Raw genomic sequence first — 15,681 nt, forward strand, 5'->3', positions numbered from 1 at the left:
CATCAGTTGTACACCGCCAGTCTACTTTTCATGCAAATACACATCTATCATTGTCAGCCGGCTTTTGTGTCGCCTCTTACTTCGATGCCTGATATATTCATAGAAAATAAACTCATGCCGAAATTCATGCAAGGGAAATGGAAGACCATATTTTTTGAGTTCCTTCCTATAAATAGCCGCAGATTTTGTAAAAATCATATCAGTGTCACAATTAATAGAAAGAAGCAAATTTCTTAATTCTTTTGTGACTCGATATGCGTGTCCACAAATGTCAACGTAGGGTTTTCCTGTCTTTTTTGCAACAGTCCAGACAGCGTTCCCTTTAAGATTACTCTTTTTCATTCTTGTCAGATCAGCTATACAGATTGGGGTCTGATACATTAAGCCGACTAAAGCTGCCAGTTCCAGATTTCCTTCCGTTATCAGCTGATTCATCAGTCGCTTTCCCTGACGTGCCTTGTCACAAATACTCATTTTGCATACATCTCCTTTTCTAAGTTTATTTTTATCGTGTGTTCCGGCTTGACTGCGGGGGATTTCACATCATTCGTATCTAGTTAAAGCAGATTCGCCTTCTCCTTCATCTTCTGCCGGCTGGCATTCGTATAAATAGCCGTAGTCCGCTCGCTGGCATGGCCCGCCTGGTTTGAGACCTCTGCCATCGTATAGCCCATCTCCAGGGCCCGGGAACAGAAGTAATGCCGGAGCGAGTGCGGTGTGATCTTATCTGAACACTGATTAAAAAACCGGTTCACACTGCTGCGGTGGAGTTTCCCACCGTTCCTGCTGATAAACATATACTCAGACTGGGAGTTCCTTTCTTTCAGATACTCCCGGACTGCATGAATGATCTTGTCATTGATGAACACGATCCTTTGCTTATTCCCTTTCCCAATTACCAGAAGCTCTCTTGCCTGCAAATCCATGTCCCTAAGACTGATATTGATGCACTCACTGACCCGCAGACCTGCGTAGGCCAGGACTGTTGCAATGGCATAATTCCGCTTCCCGGTATTTACCAAAACCTTCTGCAGAAACGCATCCACCTCCTCTTTTTCTATATCCGCCGGGCTTGCAATCTCCTGCTGGAATTTCAGCCGGTCCTCCCGCATAATTACCAGATCTTCCTGAATGCCAGACTTGATCAGAAATTCATTAAAGCTGGAAAGCGAAGATAGTTTCGTATCAATGCTTTTAAATTTCAGCCTCTTGACATTCTGAAGGTATGACCGGAAATCCAGAATGTTGGTATGGTAAAGCAGCGTCAGTTCCTCCCCAAACGTGTCCCTGTACCACCGACAGTATTCATCAACGTGCCTGCTATAAGTCTGAATGGTATTTTTCGCTTTCCCCTGTTCCTTCAGATAAATTCTATAATCATCCAGTAATGCCATGCTTCTCATTCCCCTCTGCGATTATGTTGCGTTCACTTTTCAGTGATGTGTACGTAATTATGTTGCGTTCAGATGGGATTACCCCTGCCTCGCTCAGCTCCAACACAACATAATTGCTATTATGTTGCGTTCAGAAAATGGCATGGTTCTGACACGCTTCCTATATATAATCCATACGTTTCACAGCATAAAAACGCAAAAAGGACAGCAGATTTTTTCCGCTGTCCGATCTGGATGATTTCAGGGGGCAGCTTAGGTGCCGCTCACCCTTTTGAAAATCAGCTTCCCGTCCTTTACCTCAACGGTGAAGCGCTGGGCTGGTTTGGACTGTTTCTTCCGTCTCTGACATTCAAGCAGTTCTTCGTTCCTCAAATATTCACACCGGAAGTCATTTAGATGATAATACCCCCAATATATGTGGAATAAATGTATATAATACTCCTTCTTCCGTGTGAAGATGAAATCAGAGTCCCTGTTGATAGAATTTAGAAGACTCCTCAGCTGTCTGGTGATCCGATAAGGATTGCCATGCCGGTTCGTATAAGGTTTTCCATATTTGGCAGAGATCTTTAAAACATTCCTCCCGGAAAGGTCACTTTTCCGCAGCTTTATCGCATCCCCTATCCGAATCGGCATCTGGTACATCAACCCGATTAACGCTGCTTTTTCCAGTTCCCCTTCCGCAATGAATTGTTTCATCAGCTGCTTCCCCATTTTTGCTTTTTCATAGGAAATCATCCACCATCTTCTCCTTTCCTGACAGCTTCCAGGATTTTCTCTCCCTGCTGTACAAACACCTGCTTTTCCGGTTCTTTTTCATATATCTTCCAGAGCCGCTGATGCAGAGCTTCCAGATTCCTGACATCTCCCTGTGTGTTATTTGCCAGCATCCGGAGAAAAGGGAAGATCATCGTATGCCGGATATTCTTCCCAGCCAATACAGACTTCTGTTCCTGTCCATACACTTCATAGAGGCATCCCAGGATAATATCCGGATCCGTGATAAACTTGATCTCAGGTTTCACCCATTCCTTTTTCATGTTCGCCCTCCTGACAAGATTATTCGTACCAATCCGCCCGGACTGTCAGGCCGTCCAGCCGGATCTTCGGAACTCCCACAAGATACCAGTCATCATCCATTTCAATCCGAACCGGCACCCAGTCTCCATCCATCTCCACATCAAAGCAGTCCCCACAATGCAGACCGCCGTAATAGCTTCCGTTTCCAAAGTAGATGTCATACCTCCCAGATTCCCGGTCATAGCATAAAACGCCTTTTTTCTTTACCATAGTAATTTCCTCCTGTATTTTTACTTTTCATAAGAATAATAGGGCTGCATTTTCGCAGAGTGGATGATTTTCTGTTTGTTCTACTAAAACTTCCCTTAACGCTTCATATGGCTCTGTTACTTATTTCATACGTATGGGATGCGTAAATAGCAACTTTTATTGAAAAAATCCGAACAAAACTATATTTTGTTGTATTTTTGTTTGACACATACTATATATGGTAATATACTTACTTTGTAATCATTACTTGTGTTTATCCGGAAAAGGATATGCTGTTTAGGTTTGTAATCAGTCAGGGGGATATTCTGCTATTAGAGCAGTACCTTCTGGCTTTTTTTATTTTGCAGAGATTTCTGTACGAAGTTTGAGAATGAGCCCCCGGCTTCATTCTTTTTTTTATGCCTAAAAGCAGGAAAGGAGGATTGCAGGAATATTCCGGAGGAACACGCCACAAGAAAGGAGAAAAAATGAGATTAGAATTTAGTATTGTATTATTTGAAAATGAAGGTTACGCAACAGCAAGGAGGAATACGGGTATCAATGAAATACTTGCCTCTAAAGCAGGAGATACTGGTTATGTAATGGATGATGACAGCTATCGCATATTTACGCTGGATCCATACGCCTGGAAATGGTGGCTTAATCCCAGATTACATCGTCCAGATTTTTGCTCTTGTTACAGTTCTTCTACTGAATCTGATTGTGACAATCCAGCTATACAGGAAAGAATCATAAAAGCGCTGGAAGATTGGCAGAAGAAATACTTACGGGCAAATGAGACGATTAAGTTGATCAGCAGTGGTAAGCATATCCTGTATCACTGTGACGTGGAAACCGTATGCGGAGATGCAGAAATCTACTGTTTTGATTCTGTCATCGATACTATGGAGGATCATGCTCAGGCAGAGATCATCACAGGGAACTCTTTCATTAAGAATGTTCAGGGAAACGCCCAGATCCAATGCCTGGATGACCATGCTATGATCACTAATTTGTGCGAAAATGCAGTTGTCCATAAAATGAAAGATATTTCACTTATTCATCATGCATATAGGGATAGCCAGATCCATACCATGCAGGACAACTCCCGTATTCTGAGCTTGAATGGAAATGCACGGCTTGGGACAATGAACGGGCATACAATCGTTGACCTGGCATCGGGCCAGTCGGTCATTGAAAAGGTTTCGTGTGGCTGCGCTGTCCTGGGATTATCTCATGACGCGCAGATCAAAAAAGTAGAATCCGGAGCTACAGTCCTCCCGCTTCATGTGGATGGTTACCATGGCTCGACCATGCCGTTCTCGTAATAGAAACTGTAGTAAATATCTTATGAAAGAACTCAAGGGACGCTGTGTAAAAAGCAGCGCCCCTTGATGGTTTTAACGATTATTATTTTATGCAATCTCAAACCGATACCCGACACCATATACGGTATGAAGATACCGAGGGTGCCGTGGATCTTTCTCCAGCTTCTTCCGCAGGCTGCCGATCAAACAGTAAGCACTGCTGTACATTTCTTCCCTTATATCCGTTTCTCCATAGATCATGCGACAGATCTGCGCATAGGTATACACACGCCCTGGATGCCGGGCCATGACTGCGAGGATATCAAATTCCCTAGCAGTCAACAGCACCTCTTTTTCCTCCACCATAACCTTACGCTGGAGCATATCTAGGAAAAATCCCGGATATAGGATCTGTTGCGGCTCCATGTAGATTTTTACCCCCTCCAGAGCCTGGAGCTTTCTTTTGATGCTGCAGATCTCCGGCATCCGCTCCTCTGGAAATTCAATCACCATTTGCTTTCTCAAAGTGTTCTCGCTCCTTCCATCTCCTTATTTTGGGGAAGCTCTGCTCACTGACATCATTTTATCCAGCAGATTTCTTATTCTGCTAGGACTTCCTCATACTGCTTTTTATGCAGCAAAAATCGTACGACATAATATAGTGCATACTCATGGCCGCTTGTCCCCGTAGCCGGGGACGGGCTTTTTTTGACAGTGCATAGCCCGTCTTAATTTGTCGAAACGCTCTTTGCTTCATGGCGGCTCCCTCCGTGGGCCGCCGATCCTGCCAGCGTCAGGGCGTCGTCAGTTTGAGGGGCAAAGAGAACGATGGCCTAGATTTGTTCAAAACCGCCGTCAGGATAAAATTGTGAAATGAGCGCACAAAAGCACCTGCCCTGCAACGTTTTTTTTCTTTCCCCGTTGGGGGCAGGATAGCTTCAATATACTGTTTCAGATTTCTACTTTTGCTTTTGCAACAAGATATTTTTTCTCAATGGTTGTAAGATATTGTTGACGATAAGCCATTACAACCGCTTCATCCGCAGTTACAAAATAACCTCGCCGCATTTTTTCAATCACGCCATAATGTTGTAGTTCTCGAAATGCTTTCCTAACAGTTTCCGGGCTACTTCCAGCTTCTTTTGCCAGCTCGGTGTAAGAAGGCATTTTATCTCCTGTTCTATATTTGCCGTGTAAAATACGAAAGAAAATCTCATTTGCAAGGCGTTGATACAATTTTTCGCTAACATCAATATCCCAGCTCATACAATACCGTTCCTTTCAACAATCTCTATCTTATTTTGGGCCGAAGAATTACCTTTTTGAACAGGAACATTGTTGCTCCAAAATAGGTTAGGTAAATAGCACAGAATAACAGAATTGTCACCATGCCATAGAACAACACAAGTCCTTCCTGCAAAAACGATTTCCCGAAAAGGAGCTGTGTTCCTGCAATCAGGAAAACGGTAAGTATGATGGGGAATAGCAAGGGGATAAAAAACATAGTGGAAAGTTCCTTGCGTATCAAGGCAACCTGTTTCTGCCTTGATACGCCCAGCCGATCAATCACCGCATAATTTTTCCGGTTTTTGTCTATAGAAGAAAGCTGTTCAAAAGCCAGAACCGAGCAGGAAAGAATGATAAAAATAATACTCAAATACAGCCCGCAGAAGGAGAGAGTTGTAAATCCGGTCAGTGAATTGGCAACACCCCACGCTTTTACTGTTATCCCCATTGTCATTTTCTCCGGTAGTTCCTGTCCGGGTTGGATGTCTGGCAACCATTCTCCACTGTTCAAAAACTGTCTTAGTTCGCTTCTAAGTTCCGGGTATCCACCATCCGCCAGTTTCATCACAAGGCGAATTTTCTCCCCGGATAGCTGTGAAGCCACTTTATCCGGCAGGACAAGCACATATCCATTTGTTCCTGCCATTTGATACTGCTCCATTGGCTCAGTCAAGATCGGCGTTTCCGCTGCGGTCAAGGTCTGACCATTCAATGTAATTTCAGACTGCTGTTCCAATCTCTGCTGGATGTCATCCACATAATTCCATGTATCACAGTGAACTAAAAATTCGTTATTACTTATGGAAACAGACGAAAGCCCTAAAATCTCTCGCAAGCGATTATAGTCAGACAAAGACAAGGCTTCGATGGCTTTACCGGGAACTGTATATAAGTAATAGGTTGCACTGTCCTCCACCTTGCAGCGTTCCTCCACAAAGGAGAGGACAGAATTCATGCTATCCTTGGTCAAGGGTGCGTCAATGGCTACACCGGCGTCATAGGGATAATACGCCTCCATATTGGCCTTATAGCCTGCGCCCATTGTCAGTCCTATAAACATCGTTGTAAGAGAAATCGTCAACAAGATTGCCACAACAGCCATTGTACGCCCGGAAGATTGAATACGCCTGCCAATCTGCCCCAAGAAAAACAGATTTTCCTCTCGATATTTTCGCTGGGGGGTTCGTTTGGCAAGCAGGTACAGCAAAACCGGGATCTTTCGGTGTAGCTCATAAACAGCCACAAGAATTAGCAGACAGGCTCCGCCACAATACAACAATGCTTCATTAGTCTGGATGTGAAGTCCTTTTTCCAGCAGAATTACACCTGCAACCATAACAGCAATCGAGAGTAAGCCAGTTAGAACACTCCGAAGCAAAGAATGAAAACCGATTTCCTCGTTTTTTTGGTTATCGTAAAGCAGATCAATCACTTTTTGCCGCCGGATAACCTTTGCTGCGCGAAACATTCCAAATCCATACATCAGAATGAAGAAGAAAAGTGTCATTCCCCATGCGCGGAAAGAAAACAAAACCCGATAAGTGTGCGGAACCTCGAAAATATTCTGGATAACCTGATTTAGCAATCCGGATAAGCCGGTTCCGATCAAAGCTCCCAGCAAAAAAGCTACCCCGCCAATTATGCCATTTTCCACCAAAAATAGATTTCGGACGGTTTTCACTTCCATGCCCATCAGCTCATAGGCAGCAAATTCCTTTTTGCGTTGGCCCAACATGAAGTGAACAGCATATCCAATGACAAACGAGGACATAAAGGCAATTAGTGCCGACAGTATCAAAATGCCAGTGGTAAGCATTGACATATTTTCTGTCATGGCAAGAATGTCCGGGGAAAGTCCCAGCGCCAAGAAAGAATACATCAATGCCGCAGTCAGCGTAAGCGTCACAAAGTAGATGATATAATCCCGAAGGCTCCTGCGAATATTCCGAAATGCAAGTTTAGCATACATCACTCACGCCCCCTCCCGTCATGGTGAGGACATCCAGAATTTTTTCAAAGAAAGTCCTGCGGGAATTGCTGCCTTTGAAAATCTCCGTAAAAATAGTACCGTCACGCAAAAAAAGAATACGGTTTGCGTAACTTGCGGAAAAAGCATCGTGTGTTACCATTAAAATTGTCGCTCCAAGCGTTTCATTGATACTCTGGATAGCGGAAAGTAGCATTTGGGATGAATGGCTGTCCAGAGCGCCCGTAGGTTCATCTGCCAAAATCAGTTTGGGTTGATTGATGATTGCCCTGGCGCAAGCACATCGTTGCTTCTGACCGCCAGACACCTGATAGGGATATTTGTCAAGAATATCCGTGATGTTCAGCTTTCCGGCTATTTCTCGTACCCTACCATCAATCTCACCTGCGGGAACTCTATTGATTGTCAATGCCAAAGCAATATTCTCGCTAATGGTCAGAGTGTCCAGCAGGTTAAAGTCCTGAAACACAAATCCAAGGTTCTCCCGGCGAAACCGGGCAATCTGCTTTTCAGTGATTTCCGTCACATCGGTTCCATTCAGATAGATATGCCCTGCGCTGACCGTATCAATAGTGGAAATGCAGTTGAGCAGAGTGGTCTTGCCGGAACCGGATGCCCCCATAATCCCCACAAATTCCCCTTCCTGAACAGAAAAGCTAATATCCTGAATTGCTTTTGTGACATTACCTTTACTGCCGTAATATTTTTGGATATGTTCCAGTTTCAAAACTTCATTCATATAGGCAGACCTCCTTCATCGTTTTTAATAGCTTGATAGCGGCACCCCCATTCAAAAGAGCCGATAACCACAAGAAATTGACCTTGTGTGTTATCGGCTCTGCGGCTGTGCGTCTGGCGCTTTGATAACTGTTATATGGAATTGCTCAACATCAATCAAACACTCTCTTTTACACTTAGGGCAAAAGAGTGGAAAATTTTTGAGAACGGTATCCTCTCTAATTTTATCACGGGTTTTATTCCCACAAACGGGGCAACGGATAAAGTCTGTTTTCTCCATATATTCACCTTGTATCCTATCTGCTTTTTTATATCTCATATATTTTTCATTACTCACATTTCCAAAACAATTACTGAGACACTGTATATAAAGAATAAAAATATCCTGTTTTTTCCATCAATTCATCAAAGTTTCCGCTTTCGACAATACTTCCATTTTTCAACACTAAAATGCTGTCGTAACGTCGCAATAAGGCTTCGTCTAACGTATGCGTCACAACAATGCGTGTCAATCCTTCTAAGTCTATAATTGCACTGGATACCTGAAATGCTGTCTCTTTATCCAACATTGCGGTAGCTTCGTCTACCAAGAGTACCGGTGTCTGGCGCATAAGACACCGAGCAATAGAAATGCGTTGCCGTTCACCCCCAGACAAATTGCATCCGTTTTCTCCGCATAAGAAACCATCTCCTTTGGCTTTAAACAACTGTTCAAGACCAGCGAGTCTTACGGCACACTCTACTTGCTCCTGCGGGAAATTCCTGAACATTGTAATATTATTGCGTATAGAACTGTCGAACACAAAAACATTCTGCTCTACCAAAGAAACCAGTTCATAAACCAAGTTAGGGTTAACTGTACGTAATTCAATGTTGTCGTAATAAATACTGCCGGTGTAACTATCATCGGCTGCCATCAGTAAACGCAGTAATGTCGATTTACCACTGCCAGAAGAACCAACCACTGCGTAACTTTTTCCCACCGTAAAATGAGTAGAAATATTATGTAGAACTGGATGGCTTTTATTATAGCCAAATGTAAGATTTTTTATTGTAATCTTATGTTCTAATCTTTTTGGAATAGCAATACCTTCTTTTTTAACATTTACTGACAACACAGCAGCCAATTTGTCGATTAAAGCATTACAAGCTGATCTATTAGAAATAAAATCCGGAAGGGCGGAAATAAACATATTAAAGTAGTTCATTAGGTTGACAAACACTACCATCATACCCGGAGTAACACCCCAGCCAGAAAGAGCCATCCAACAGCCGATCAGAAAAACACATAACTGTACGGCGGTCGCTATTGTAGAACCAACAGATGTCAGGATTGCTGCATATCGCAAACGACGACATTTAGCTTCCTGTATCTGTTGATTACTTTTCGTAAACAGCCTATAAATTTCCCTTTCAGCTTGAAAACTTTTTATAACCGAAAAACCACTCAATCCTTCCTTTAGGGTTGATACAAAGCTTGCATTTTCCTGTGAAACTTGAGTCTCCGCTTTGGATAAACTCGGGCTAATTTTTACGGATACTACCAGTGGCAAGACTGAGAGTGTCAGTGCAATTATGGTTAGTGACGGGCTATACCAAAGCATCAGTGCTAATGATCCAAGAAAAAGAAATGTATTACCTACAAAATCAAGCAGTTTTTGTAAATAGTTGATTTCGATACTGTTCACATCGTTGGATAATGCTGATAAGTAAGTTGCCGTATTTTCTCGGATAAAGGTCACTAAATTTTTTTTCAAAAGCTCAGCATAAGCAAACTCTCTATATTGTCCAATAGCACGTGAAAGGAATTTTGGTTTAGCAAATGCTCCTATTAAGTCATCTACGGCACAAAATAGCAGCGTTGTTACAGCCAACAGCGCTAGTTGGATCAAAGTTAATGTCTTGCCACTACCAGTAGCTAAGTCTATAGTCTGCTGGAGAAGCCATGAAATAACCAAGCTAAGTCCTGCCCCTAGCACTGTTGATAAGATTGAAAGCGCAAGATTCAAATGATTATTTTTGTAAAATAATCGTGTGAACTGTCGTCGGCGTACAAGTATTTCAGGTTTTGTTTTCTTCATGGTCATTTTCCTTATTCTTCCCGATACTTTAGTTGCATGAAAGAACTACTGCCACAACAACGGTTTTTTTATTCCGTTTGGCAGTTACAAATTTTGCAAAAATTATCTAAAAAATAGAGCGTATATAATTACAATATCAACCTCGAATATACGCAACTTTGGGTTGCGTAGCTTAATAAACTGTTCATTTCGGAGATTTGACGTTTATCAATAACCTTTTTTGTATGCTTAAATATTAGTCATGGGGCAATGGATAAAATCGGTTTTTCCTATATCTATCACTTTGTATCCCGCTCCTTATCCTGCTTCTTTTTTTCCTCCCGATATTTGCGGATGAGTTTATTCCGAACAGGAACGCCGACACCAATCAGAAGCACTACTGCCAAAATCGTGAAATCCATACTATCCACCTCACATTTCTTTATTTTTCATAATCTGGACAGAGAACCAGATCGACACAGCATACATAATAACCACCAGCGCAATCGCAAGAGTGAGAAGCAGCACAGGTGAACTGGCAATCGAGTTGACAATGGGGTTGTCAGCAGGCAGTTTAGGAAGAAGAAACAAAGTCACTAAAAATCCTGCAACCGGAATATACATAAACACCCGACCCTTGATAGAGCCAAATTTATAATATCCGGGAATTTGAAATACCGTGTAAAGCGCAAACAAGAACAGACCGCCAATGGCCGCGCTGATAATGTCAAACGGTTCGACGGTTTCTCCCAATGCCCGTAATACAATCGGCTGTGTGATAAGGGACACCACCAAAGCGATAGCTCCAAGCACAACAACAAAAAGATACCGTCCCATCACCATTTCACTTTTCTTTACAGGCAAAATACCATATAGGCGTTCCATGCTATTTTTTTCTGTAACGGAGAAAGTATAGCCGGTTGTCATGGCGATAAAGCACATGGCGAAAGAAACTCCTGTCAATATAGAGCGGTTGATTGCTGCAAAAGCGATGGGGAGAAGCATAGTAAACCCAATCACTTTGACATACGGTTTTACAAGGGAAAAATCCAGTCTTGTAGCTTTCAATATATTACTCATAATCCTCACCTTTCTTGCTTGTAAACACAACGATTTCGTCAATGGTAGCCGGTTCAATGTCCAATGCAGTAAATGAGCCAATATCCTCGGTTTTTACCAGAGCTTCAAAACCAGTCGGGAAAGTACGAACACCAACCGCCTTCGCTTGTAGATCAGCGGAAAGTTCATCCATACCACCCTTAACGATGCGGAACATATCAACAAATTCATCCTTGCTGCCGGTGAAAAAAAGTTCCCCATAACTGATGTATGTGATATAATCAGCGGCTCGTTCCAAATCGCCAGTAATATGGGTGGAAAACAAAACGCTGTGTTCTCCGTCCTCAATGTATTCCGAAAGGATCTGAAGCAATTCATCTCTGGAAACTGGATCAAGGCCGCTGGTAGGTTCATCCAAAATCAGCAGCTTTGCGTCATAGGAGAACGCACAAGCCAGCATCAACTTCATCTGCATACCTTTTGAAAGTTCTTTGACCTTTTTGGTCGGAGCGATATGAAATTTCCGTAGCATTTCACTAAAACGCTCCGTGTTCCAGTTGGGATAGAAAACAGAGATGGATTTTTCTACCTCAGAAACTTTCCAATCATCACTGAAATAGTTTGTATCAAACACCACGCCAAGCTCTGCCTTTGCCCTCTGTTCATCGGCGATATTGTCCAAGCCCATGATTTTGATTTCTCCGCCGTTGCGTTTGAGCATATTCAGAATGAGCTTAATTGTAGTTGTTTTGCCGGAACCGTTCGGCCCGATCAGCCCCATGATATAGCCTTTGGGGAGTGTAAAAGTAATGTTGTGAAGCTGAAAACTGTCGAAAGATTTTGACAGATTTTTTACTTCCAAATAATTAGTCATCTGTATTCGCCTCCAATAAAATATCTAAAAGATGATGTAGTTCCTCATTAGATAGGTTAGCAATTTTTGCTGCTTTTATAGCTTCTGTTAAGCCATTTTCCACTTTGCAAATTAACTGCTCCTTCATAAGTTCGGAGCCGCTGCCAAGTACAAAACAACCGCGGCCCTGAACATTTTTGACAAACCCTTCCTGTTCCAGTTCTGTATAGGCCCTTGTAACTGTCAAAACACTGATCTTTAAGTCCTTTGCCAGAGTGCGGAGAGAAGGCAAGGCTTCTTCCTCTTTTAGTTCTCCTGACAGGATAGCGGCTTTGACCTGCTGTTTAATTTGCTCGTAAATAGGTACGCCTGATACATTTGAAATAATTAGCTTCAATCCATCCTCACCCCTCCTGTTTTAACTGTTATGGTTTTATGCATAACAGTATAACACACAAAACAGAAGAAGGCAATACATATCAAAAAGTTTACAATTACAAAATTATCCGTCATCACGGCAAGATTTTCTTCCCACTTCTAATTTCTCTAGGGCGGGCAATATACAAATTATATAAACCTAAAGCGCGTATTACATCATTCCATTGGAATATATGAACTATACAATGTGAGTGCTGATGTTATATGGAGAAAGCAGAAATTTGCCCCGGCTTTGAAACCTTCGATGCGGATATAAAAGCTGCGCGGAAAGCCCGGCGTCTGGCGAGTAAGGCGCTGGCGAAAATGGTAGGTATTAAGTGACAGTATCTCACCAACATTAACATAAAGGACAATTCTCAGTCTCCCGGTCGTAATTCAGCTTATCAAGACCTGCGAGCTTCTTGTGTGGCGATACAAAGTATTACCTTATTATCATATCTCTACCACATAATCCGTAATAGTATCCTTATCGAAGACCGGGCTCCTTACGCTGCTCGATACCTTCCCAATTACTCCACATCCCGTAAATACCGGATACACCTTATCAGTTCCGCTTCCAGTTCCTGGTACTAAAACTATGTCGTATATAAAATAAAGGATGCTGCTTCTACGCAACACCCTCTTGCTAATCTCATTATGATTTACTTTTCTAATACGTCCTCAAACCGATACCCGACACCATATACGGTATCAAGATACCGAGGGTGCCGTGGATCCTTCTCCAGCTTCTTACGCAGGCTGCTGATCAGACAGTAGGCGCTGCTGTACATTTCTTCCCCTACATCCGTTTCTCCATAGATCATACGACAGATCTGAGCATAGGTATACACACGTCCCGGATGTCTGGCCATGACTGCGAGGACATCAAATTCCCTGGCAGTCAGCAATACCTCCTTTTCCTCCACCATGACCTTACGCTGGAGCGTATCCAGGAAAAATCCCGGATATCGGATCTGCTGCGGTTCCATGTAGATCTTCACACCCTCCAGAGTCTGAAGCTTTCTCTTGATACAGCTGATCTCCGGCAGCCGTTCCTCTGGAAATTCAATTACCATTTGTCTCTTCAGAGTGTCCCAGCTCCTTCCATCTCTTCAGTTTCTGGAAGCTCTGCTCACTGATGTCATGCTCGATCCTGCAGGCTTCCCTTGAAGCAGTAGTATTTTTCTTATTGTTCTCCCGTGCCAAACGTATAAGTAAAGAAAATATGCCATTTACCTTATGTTAAAAATTAAGATTGTAACTTGTGCGCCGCCGGTTTTTTCGGAATTGCTCAAAATCAGTTGTCCACCATGCTGTCGAACAATAGACTTTGTGATAAACAGGCCCATTCCAAAATGCAGGTTAGAACTACGGCTGCGGTCCGCCATGTAAAACTGTTCTTCGGCGTGCAGCAAATCTTCCTGCGAAAAACCGGGTCCTGCATCTGTTACCGAAATTTTCAGACTTCTTTTATCACCCGCTATTAAGATTGAAATATGGCTACCCTGCGGGGAATAATCCAGCGCATTATTTACCACATTCATAATCGCCCGTTCCATCAGTAGCTTATCCGCAGACAGAACAGCAGGCAAGCTTTCAATTTCTATCTGCAATCCAATTTTTTTCGTCTGGCACAGAGCGGCAACCTGCCCCCGTAATTGTTCCACATAGGCAGGCAGGTCAATATCCTCCATGTGGAGCTGATAGCCGGTAGTTGCCCGTGAAATATCAATCAACGTCCGAATATATAACTGCATCTGTTCGGAACTACTGCTGATATATTCTGTATATAAACGCTGTTCCTCATCCAACTCTGTTTCGCTGATAAGGTCGGCATTTCCCTGAATAACTGTCAGGGGTGTTTTCAAATCGTGGGCAAGTGCGGCAATCTGTTCTTTCTGCATCTGTTCGGCTTTCCACTGTTGTTCTAAAGAGGCTTTCAGACTTTCTTTCATGTGAGAAAAAGAAATCAGCACATCTTCAAATTCTTTGATATTTGAATGCCCCACCTCGAAATCAAGGTTCTGCTTTGCCACCTCCGAAGTGGCTTCAAACAGCGGGACAAGCTGCAATCGTAGCTTTTTGGCAAATCTGGTTGTCAGGAGCAGACAGACAAAAATTCCACCCGCTGCGATCAATACAATCAGTAGTATATCCGGGGACGGCAGATGCTCATTCATCCACTCATTAGTATATTGAGCGCCAATATAATATTGCAGGACAACATACTCATTTTCTCGGGTGATAAGCAGGTATCTTTTCTGTAGGTTTTGGTCGCTGGCACCTGTGGTTGCATACCGCATGGCCTGTTCCAACTCGGTTTCATCTAAGGTGGTTTCAATAAGCTGATAGTTTTTATCCAGCAGCGCATATTCAATCCCCATCGGTATCTGCACATCGGATAAATCTGGCGTAGCCGCAAGGATTGGCGCAAGTTCGTTTGCACGGATTTCTGAATAGTCCCCATAAGTAGTAAGCCCTAACGTTGTGCTGACAGTCACAAGTAGAAAAGGAACAGCAACCGCACCAAACAATCCACCAAGCAGCATAAATAAGAAACGCCAAAAAGCTGTTTTAAGTGATGACGGTTTCTTCATTCCCATTTGTACCCAATCCCCCATGCTGTTGTGATTGGCTGAATATCGTAATGGTTCAGTTTCGCCCGGATGTTCTTAATATGGGTGGCAATCGTGGAATTATCACTTTCTCCGTCCAAACTGAAAACAGCCTCATAAATCTGTTCCCGTGTAAACACTTGCCCTTTATTGCGGGCAAGAAATTCACAGATCATATACTCGCTTTTAGTAAGGGGCACAGTTTCTCCGTCTACCTGTACCGTTTTAGCCGACAGGTCTATTTTGATGCGGTCGAAGTTCAGGCTGCTATGGCGTTCCCTTTGTTCCCGGCGTATATGGGCATTTACTCTGGCCCGCAGCTCCGGGATGCGGAAAGGCTTCGTCAGATAGTCGTCAGCGCCAAGCCCCAGACCAAAGGTAATGTCATTTTCCATCGTTTTAGCTGTAAGAAACAAGATCGGACAGTCAACCATATCCCGGATTTTTTCGCAGAACGAAAAGCCATCGGTTCCAGGCATCATAATATCCAGTATAATTAAATCATAGCGGTTCAGCTTATCCAGCGGCACCAACTCCGCAGATGTATAACCCGTAACCAAGTGTCCGTCCTTTTGCAGTCCGTTTTTTATCAGGTCCAAAATGGACTGTTCATCATCTACCGCAAGAATAGTAGCCATTCCCTCTCTTCCTTTCGTTGAAATCTGTATTTACCATTATATCACAAGCAAAGGGAA

The 15,681-nt window shown here is 43.1% G+C and carries 19 protein-coding genes; 1 reads left to right on the top strand and 18 read right to left on the bottom strand.

The window, feature by feature from the left end:
- Positions 1-21: 21 nt before the first annotated feature.
- From EFA47_RS17395 to EFA47_RS17415, 5 genes are all read right to left on the bottom strand, one after another.
- Positions 22-474: a hypothetical protein gene (locus tag EFA47_RS17395; protein WP_087162986.1), complete on the bottom strand. Its 453-nt coding sequence runs from the start codon at positions 472-474 to the stop codon at positions 22-24.
- Between the two features lie 83 nt (positions 475-557).
- Positions 558-1,394 carry a tyrosine-type recombinase/integrase gene (locus tag EFA47_RS17400; RefSeq protein ID WP_087162985.1) on the bottom strand — a complete coding sequence of 279 codons (837 nt, stop codon included), beginning with the start codon at positions 1,392-1,394 and terminating at the stop codon, positions 558-560.
- A gap of 252 nt (positions 1,395-1,646) precedes the next feature.
- Positions 1,647-2,132 carry a hypothetical protein gene (locus tag EFA47_RS17405; RefSeq protein WP_087162984.1) on the bottom strand — a complete coding sequence of 162 codons (486 nt, stop codon included), beginning with the start codon at positions 2,130-2,132 and terminating at the stop codon, positions 1,647-1,649.
- The gene (locus tag EFA47_RS17410; RefSeq protein ID WP_087200876.1) at positions 2,129-2,434 is read right to left on the bottom strand and encodes a hypothetical protein; all 306 of its coding nucleotides are present in this window, start codon (positions 2,432-2,434) and stop codon (positions 2,129-2,131) included. The genes EFA47_RS17405 and EFA47_RS17410 overlap by 4 nt, the downstream gene beginning before the upstream one ends.
- A gap of 19 nt (positions 2,435-2,453) precedes the next feature.
- Positions 2,454-2,684, bottom strand: a complete 231-nt coding sequence (locus tag EFA47_RS17415; protein WP_087162982.1) for a DUF5348 domain-containing protein — start codon at positions 2,682-2,684, stop codon at positions 2,454-2,456.
- A gap of 467 nt (positions 2,685-3,151) precedes the next feature.
- Between EFA47_RS17415 and EFA47_RS17420 the strand changes: the two genes are divergently transcribed.
- The gene (locus tag EFA47_RS17420; protein ID WP_164690046.1) at positions 3,152-3,991 is read left to right on the top strand and encodes a hypothetical protein; all 840 of its coding nucleotides are present in this window, start codon (positions 3,152-3,154) and stop codon (positions 3,989-3,991) included.
- 87 nt (positions 3,992-4,078) lie between these two features.
- On the opposite strand, the gene EFA47_RS17425 is transcribed toward EFA47_RS17420, so the two are convergent.
- The 13 genes from EFA47_RS17425 to EFA47_RS17485 form a co-directional block, all read right to left on the bottom strand.
- Positions 4,079-4,495 (bottom strand): winged helix-turn-helix domain-containing protein, encoded by a 417-nt coding sequence (locus EFA47_RS17425; RefSeq protein WP_164690047.1) that lies wholly within the window; start codon positions 4,493-4,495, stop codon positions 4,079-4,081.
- Between the two features lie 426 nt (positions 4,496-4,921).
- Positions 4,922-5,236 carry a GntR family transcriptional regulator gene (locus tag EFA47_RS17430; protein WP_081707233.1) on the bottom strand — a complete coding sequence of 105 codons (315 nt, stop codon included), beginning with the start codon at positions 5,234-5,236 and terminating at the stop codon, positions 4,922-4,924.
- A gap of 25 nt (positions 5,237-5,261) precedes the next feature.
- Positions 5,262-7,226 carry an ABC transporter permease gene (locus tag EFA47_RS17435; RefSeq protein ID WP_206215544.1) on the bottom strand — a complete coding sequence of 655 codons (1,965 nt, stop codon included), beginning with the start codon at positions 7,224-7,226 and terminating at the stop codon, positions 5,262-5,264.
- On the bottom strand, positions 7,216-7,983 hold the full coding sequence (locus tag EFA47_RS17440) for an ABC transporter ATP-binding protein (protein WP_122644323.1): 768 nt from the start codon (positions 7,981-7,983) through the stop codon (positions 7,216-7,218). Before EFA47_RS17440 ends, EFA47_RS17435 begins: the two co-directional genes overlap by 11 nt.
- A gap of 90 nt (positions 7,984-8,073) precedes the next feature.
- Positions 8,074-8,262 (bottom strand): cysteine-rich KTR domain-containing protein, encoded by a 189-nt coding sequence (locus EFA47_RS17445; protein WP_122644600.1) that lies wholly within the window; start codon positions 8,260-8,262, stop codon positions 8,074-8,076.
- Between the two features lie 70 nt (positions 8,263-8,332).
- Entirely contained in the window at positions 8,333-10,063 is a 1,731-nt protein-coding gene (locus EFA47_RS17450; protein ID WP_164690048.1) for an ABC transporter ATP-binding protein, read from the bottom strand.
- Between the two features lie 278 nt (positions 10,064-10,341).
- Positions 10,342-10,464 (bottom strand): hypothetical protein, encoded by a 123-nt coding sequence (locus tag EFA47_RS20285; protein WP_268888473.1) that lies wholly within the window; start codon positions 10,462-10,464, stop codon positions 10,342-10,344.
- A 10-nt stretch (positions 10,465-10,474) separates the two neighbouring features.
- Positions 10,475-11,122, bottom strand: a complete 648-nt coding sequence (locus EFA47_RS17455) for an ABC-2 transporter permease (RefSeq protein WP_122644325.1) — start codon at positions 11,120-11,122, stop codon at positions 10,475-10,477.
- Positions 11,115-11,975, bottom strand: a complete 861-nt coding sequence (locus EFA47_RS17460; protein ID WP_122644326.1) for an ABC transporter ATP-binding protein — start codon at positions 11,973-11,975, stop codon at positions 11,115-11,117. The genes EFA47_RS17455 and EFA47_RS17460 overlap by 8 nt, the downstream gene beginning before the upstream one ends.
- Complete coding sequence (locus EFA47_RS17465) at positions 11,968-12,351, bottom strand: GntR family transcriptional regulator (protein ID WP_122644327.1); 384 nt, start codon at positions 12,349-12,351, stop codon at positions 11,968-11,970. Before EFA47_RS17465 ends, EFA47_RS17460 begins: the two co-directional genes overlap by 8 nt.
- A gap of 682 nt (positions 12,352-13,033) precedes the next feature.
- A complete protein-coding gene (locus tag EFA47_RS17470; RefSeq protein WP_122644328.1) occupies positions 13,034-13,447 on the bottom strand; it encodes a winged helix-turn-helix domain-containing protein in 414 nt (137 codons plus the stop codon).
- Positions 13,448-13,603: 156 nt separating this feature from the next.
- Positions 13,604-14,974: a sensor histidine kinase gene (locus tag EFA47_RS17480; protein ID WP_122644329.1), complete on the bottom strand. Its 1,371-nt coding sequence runs from the start codon at positions 14,972-14,974 to the stop codon at positions 13,604-13,606.
- The gene (locus tag EFA47_RS17485) at positions 14,965-15,624 is read right to left on the bottom strand and encodes a response regulator transcription factor (RefSeq protein WP_122644330.1); all 660 of its coding nucleotides are present in this window, start codon (positions 15,622-15,624) and stop codon (positions 14,965-14,967) included. The genes EFA47_RS17480 and EFA47_RS17485 overlap by 10 nt, the downstream gene beginning before the upstream one ends.
- Between the last annotated feature and the right edge of the window lie 57 nt (positions 15,625-15,681).

The sequence above is a fragment of the Luxibacter massiliensis genome, assembly GCF_900604355.1.
In the GTDB taxonomy this organism is placed as follows: Bacteria; Bacillota; Clostridia; order Lachnospirales; family Lachnospiraceae; genus Luxibacter; species Luxibacter massiliensis.

Excerpts from the sequence above, each read along its gene's own strand:
- EFA47_RS17395 (WP_087162986.1), bottom strand. The coding sequence starts at position 474 with ATGAGTATTTGTGACAAGGCACGTCAGGGAAAGCGACTGATGAATCAG.
- EFA47_RS17400 (WP_087162985.1), bottom strand. The coding sequence starts at position 1,394 with ATGGCATTACTGGATGATTATAGAATTTATCTGAAGGAACAGGGGAAA.
- EFA47_RS17405 (WP_087162984.1), bottom strand. The coding sequence starts at position 2,132 with ATGATTTCCTATGAAAAAGCAAAAATGGGGAAGCAGCTGATGAAACAA.
- EFA47_RS17410 (WP_087200876.1), bottom strand. The coding sequence starts at position 2,434 with ATGAAAAAGGAATGGGTGAAACCTGAGATCAAGTTTATCACGGATCCG.
- EFA47_RS17415 (WP_087162982.1), bottom strand. The coding sequence starts at position 2,684 with ATGGTAAAGAAAAAAGGCGTTTTATGCTATGACCGGGAATCTGGGAGG.
- EFA47_RS17420 (WP_164690046.1), top strand. The coding sequence starts at position 3,152 with ATGAGATTAGAATTTAGTATTGTATTATTTGAAAATGAAGGTTACGCA.
- EFA47_RS17430 (WP_081707233.1), bottom strand. The coding sequence starts at position 5,236 with ATGAGCTGGGATATTGATGTTAGCGAAAAATTGTATCAACGCCTTGCA.
- EFA47_RS17435 (WP_206215544.1), bottom strand. The coding sequence starts at position 7,226 with ATGTATGCTAAACTTGCATTTCGGAATATTCGCAGGAGCCTTCGGGAT.
- EFA47_RS17440 (WP_122644323.1), bottom strand. The coding sequence starts at position 7,983 with ATGAATGAAGTTTTGAAACTGGAACATATCCAAAAATATTACGGCAGT.
- EFA47_RS17445 (WP_122644600.1), bottom strand. The coding sequence starts at position 8,262 with ATGGAGAAAACAGACTTTATCCGTTGCCCCGTTTGTGGGAATAAAACC.
- EFA47_RS17450 (WP_164690048.1), bottom strand. The coding sequence starts at position 10,063 with ATGAAGAAAACAAAACCTGAAATACTTGTACGCCGACGACAGTTCACA.
- EFA47_RS20285 (WP_268888473.1), bottom strand. The coding sequence starts at position 10,464 with ATGGATTTCACGATTTTGGCAGTAGTGCTTCTGATTGGTGTCGGCGTT.
- EFA47_RS17455 (WP_122644325.1), bottom strand. The coding sequence starts at position 11,122 with ATGAGTAATATATTGAAAGCTACAAGACTGGATTTTTCCCTTGTAAAA.
- EFA47_RS17460 (WP_122644326.1), bottom strand. The coding sequence starts at position 11,975 with ATGACTAATTATTTGGAAGTAAAAAATCTGTCAAAATCTTTCGACAGT.
- EFA47_RS17470 (WP_122644328.1), bottom strand. The coding sequence starts at position 13,447 with ATGGTAATTGAATTTCCAGAGGAACGGCTGCCGGAGATCAGCTGTATC.
- EFA47_RS17480 (WP_122644329.1), bottom strand. The coding sequence starts at position 14,974 with ATGGGAATGAAGAAACCGTCATCACTTAAAACAGCTTTTTGGCGTTTC.
- EFA47_RS17485 (WP_122644330.1), bottom strand. The coding sequence starts at position 15,624 with ATGGCTACTATTCTTGCGGTAGATGATGAACAGTCCATTTTGGACCTG.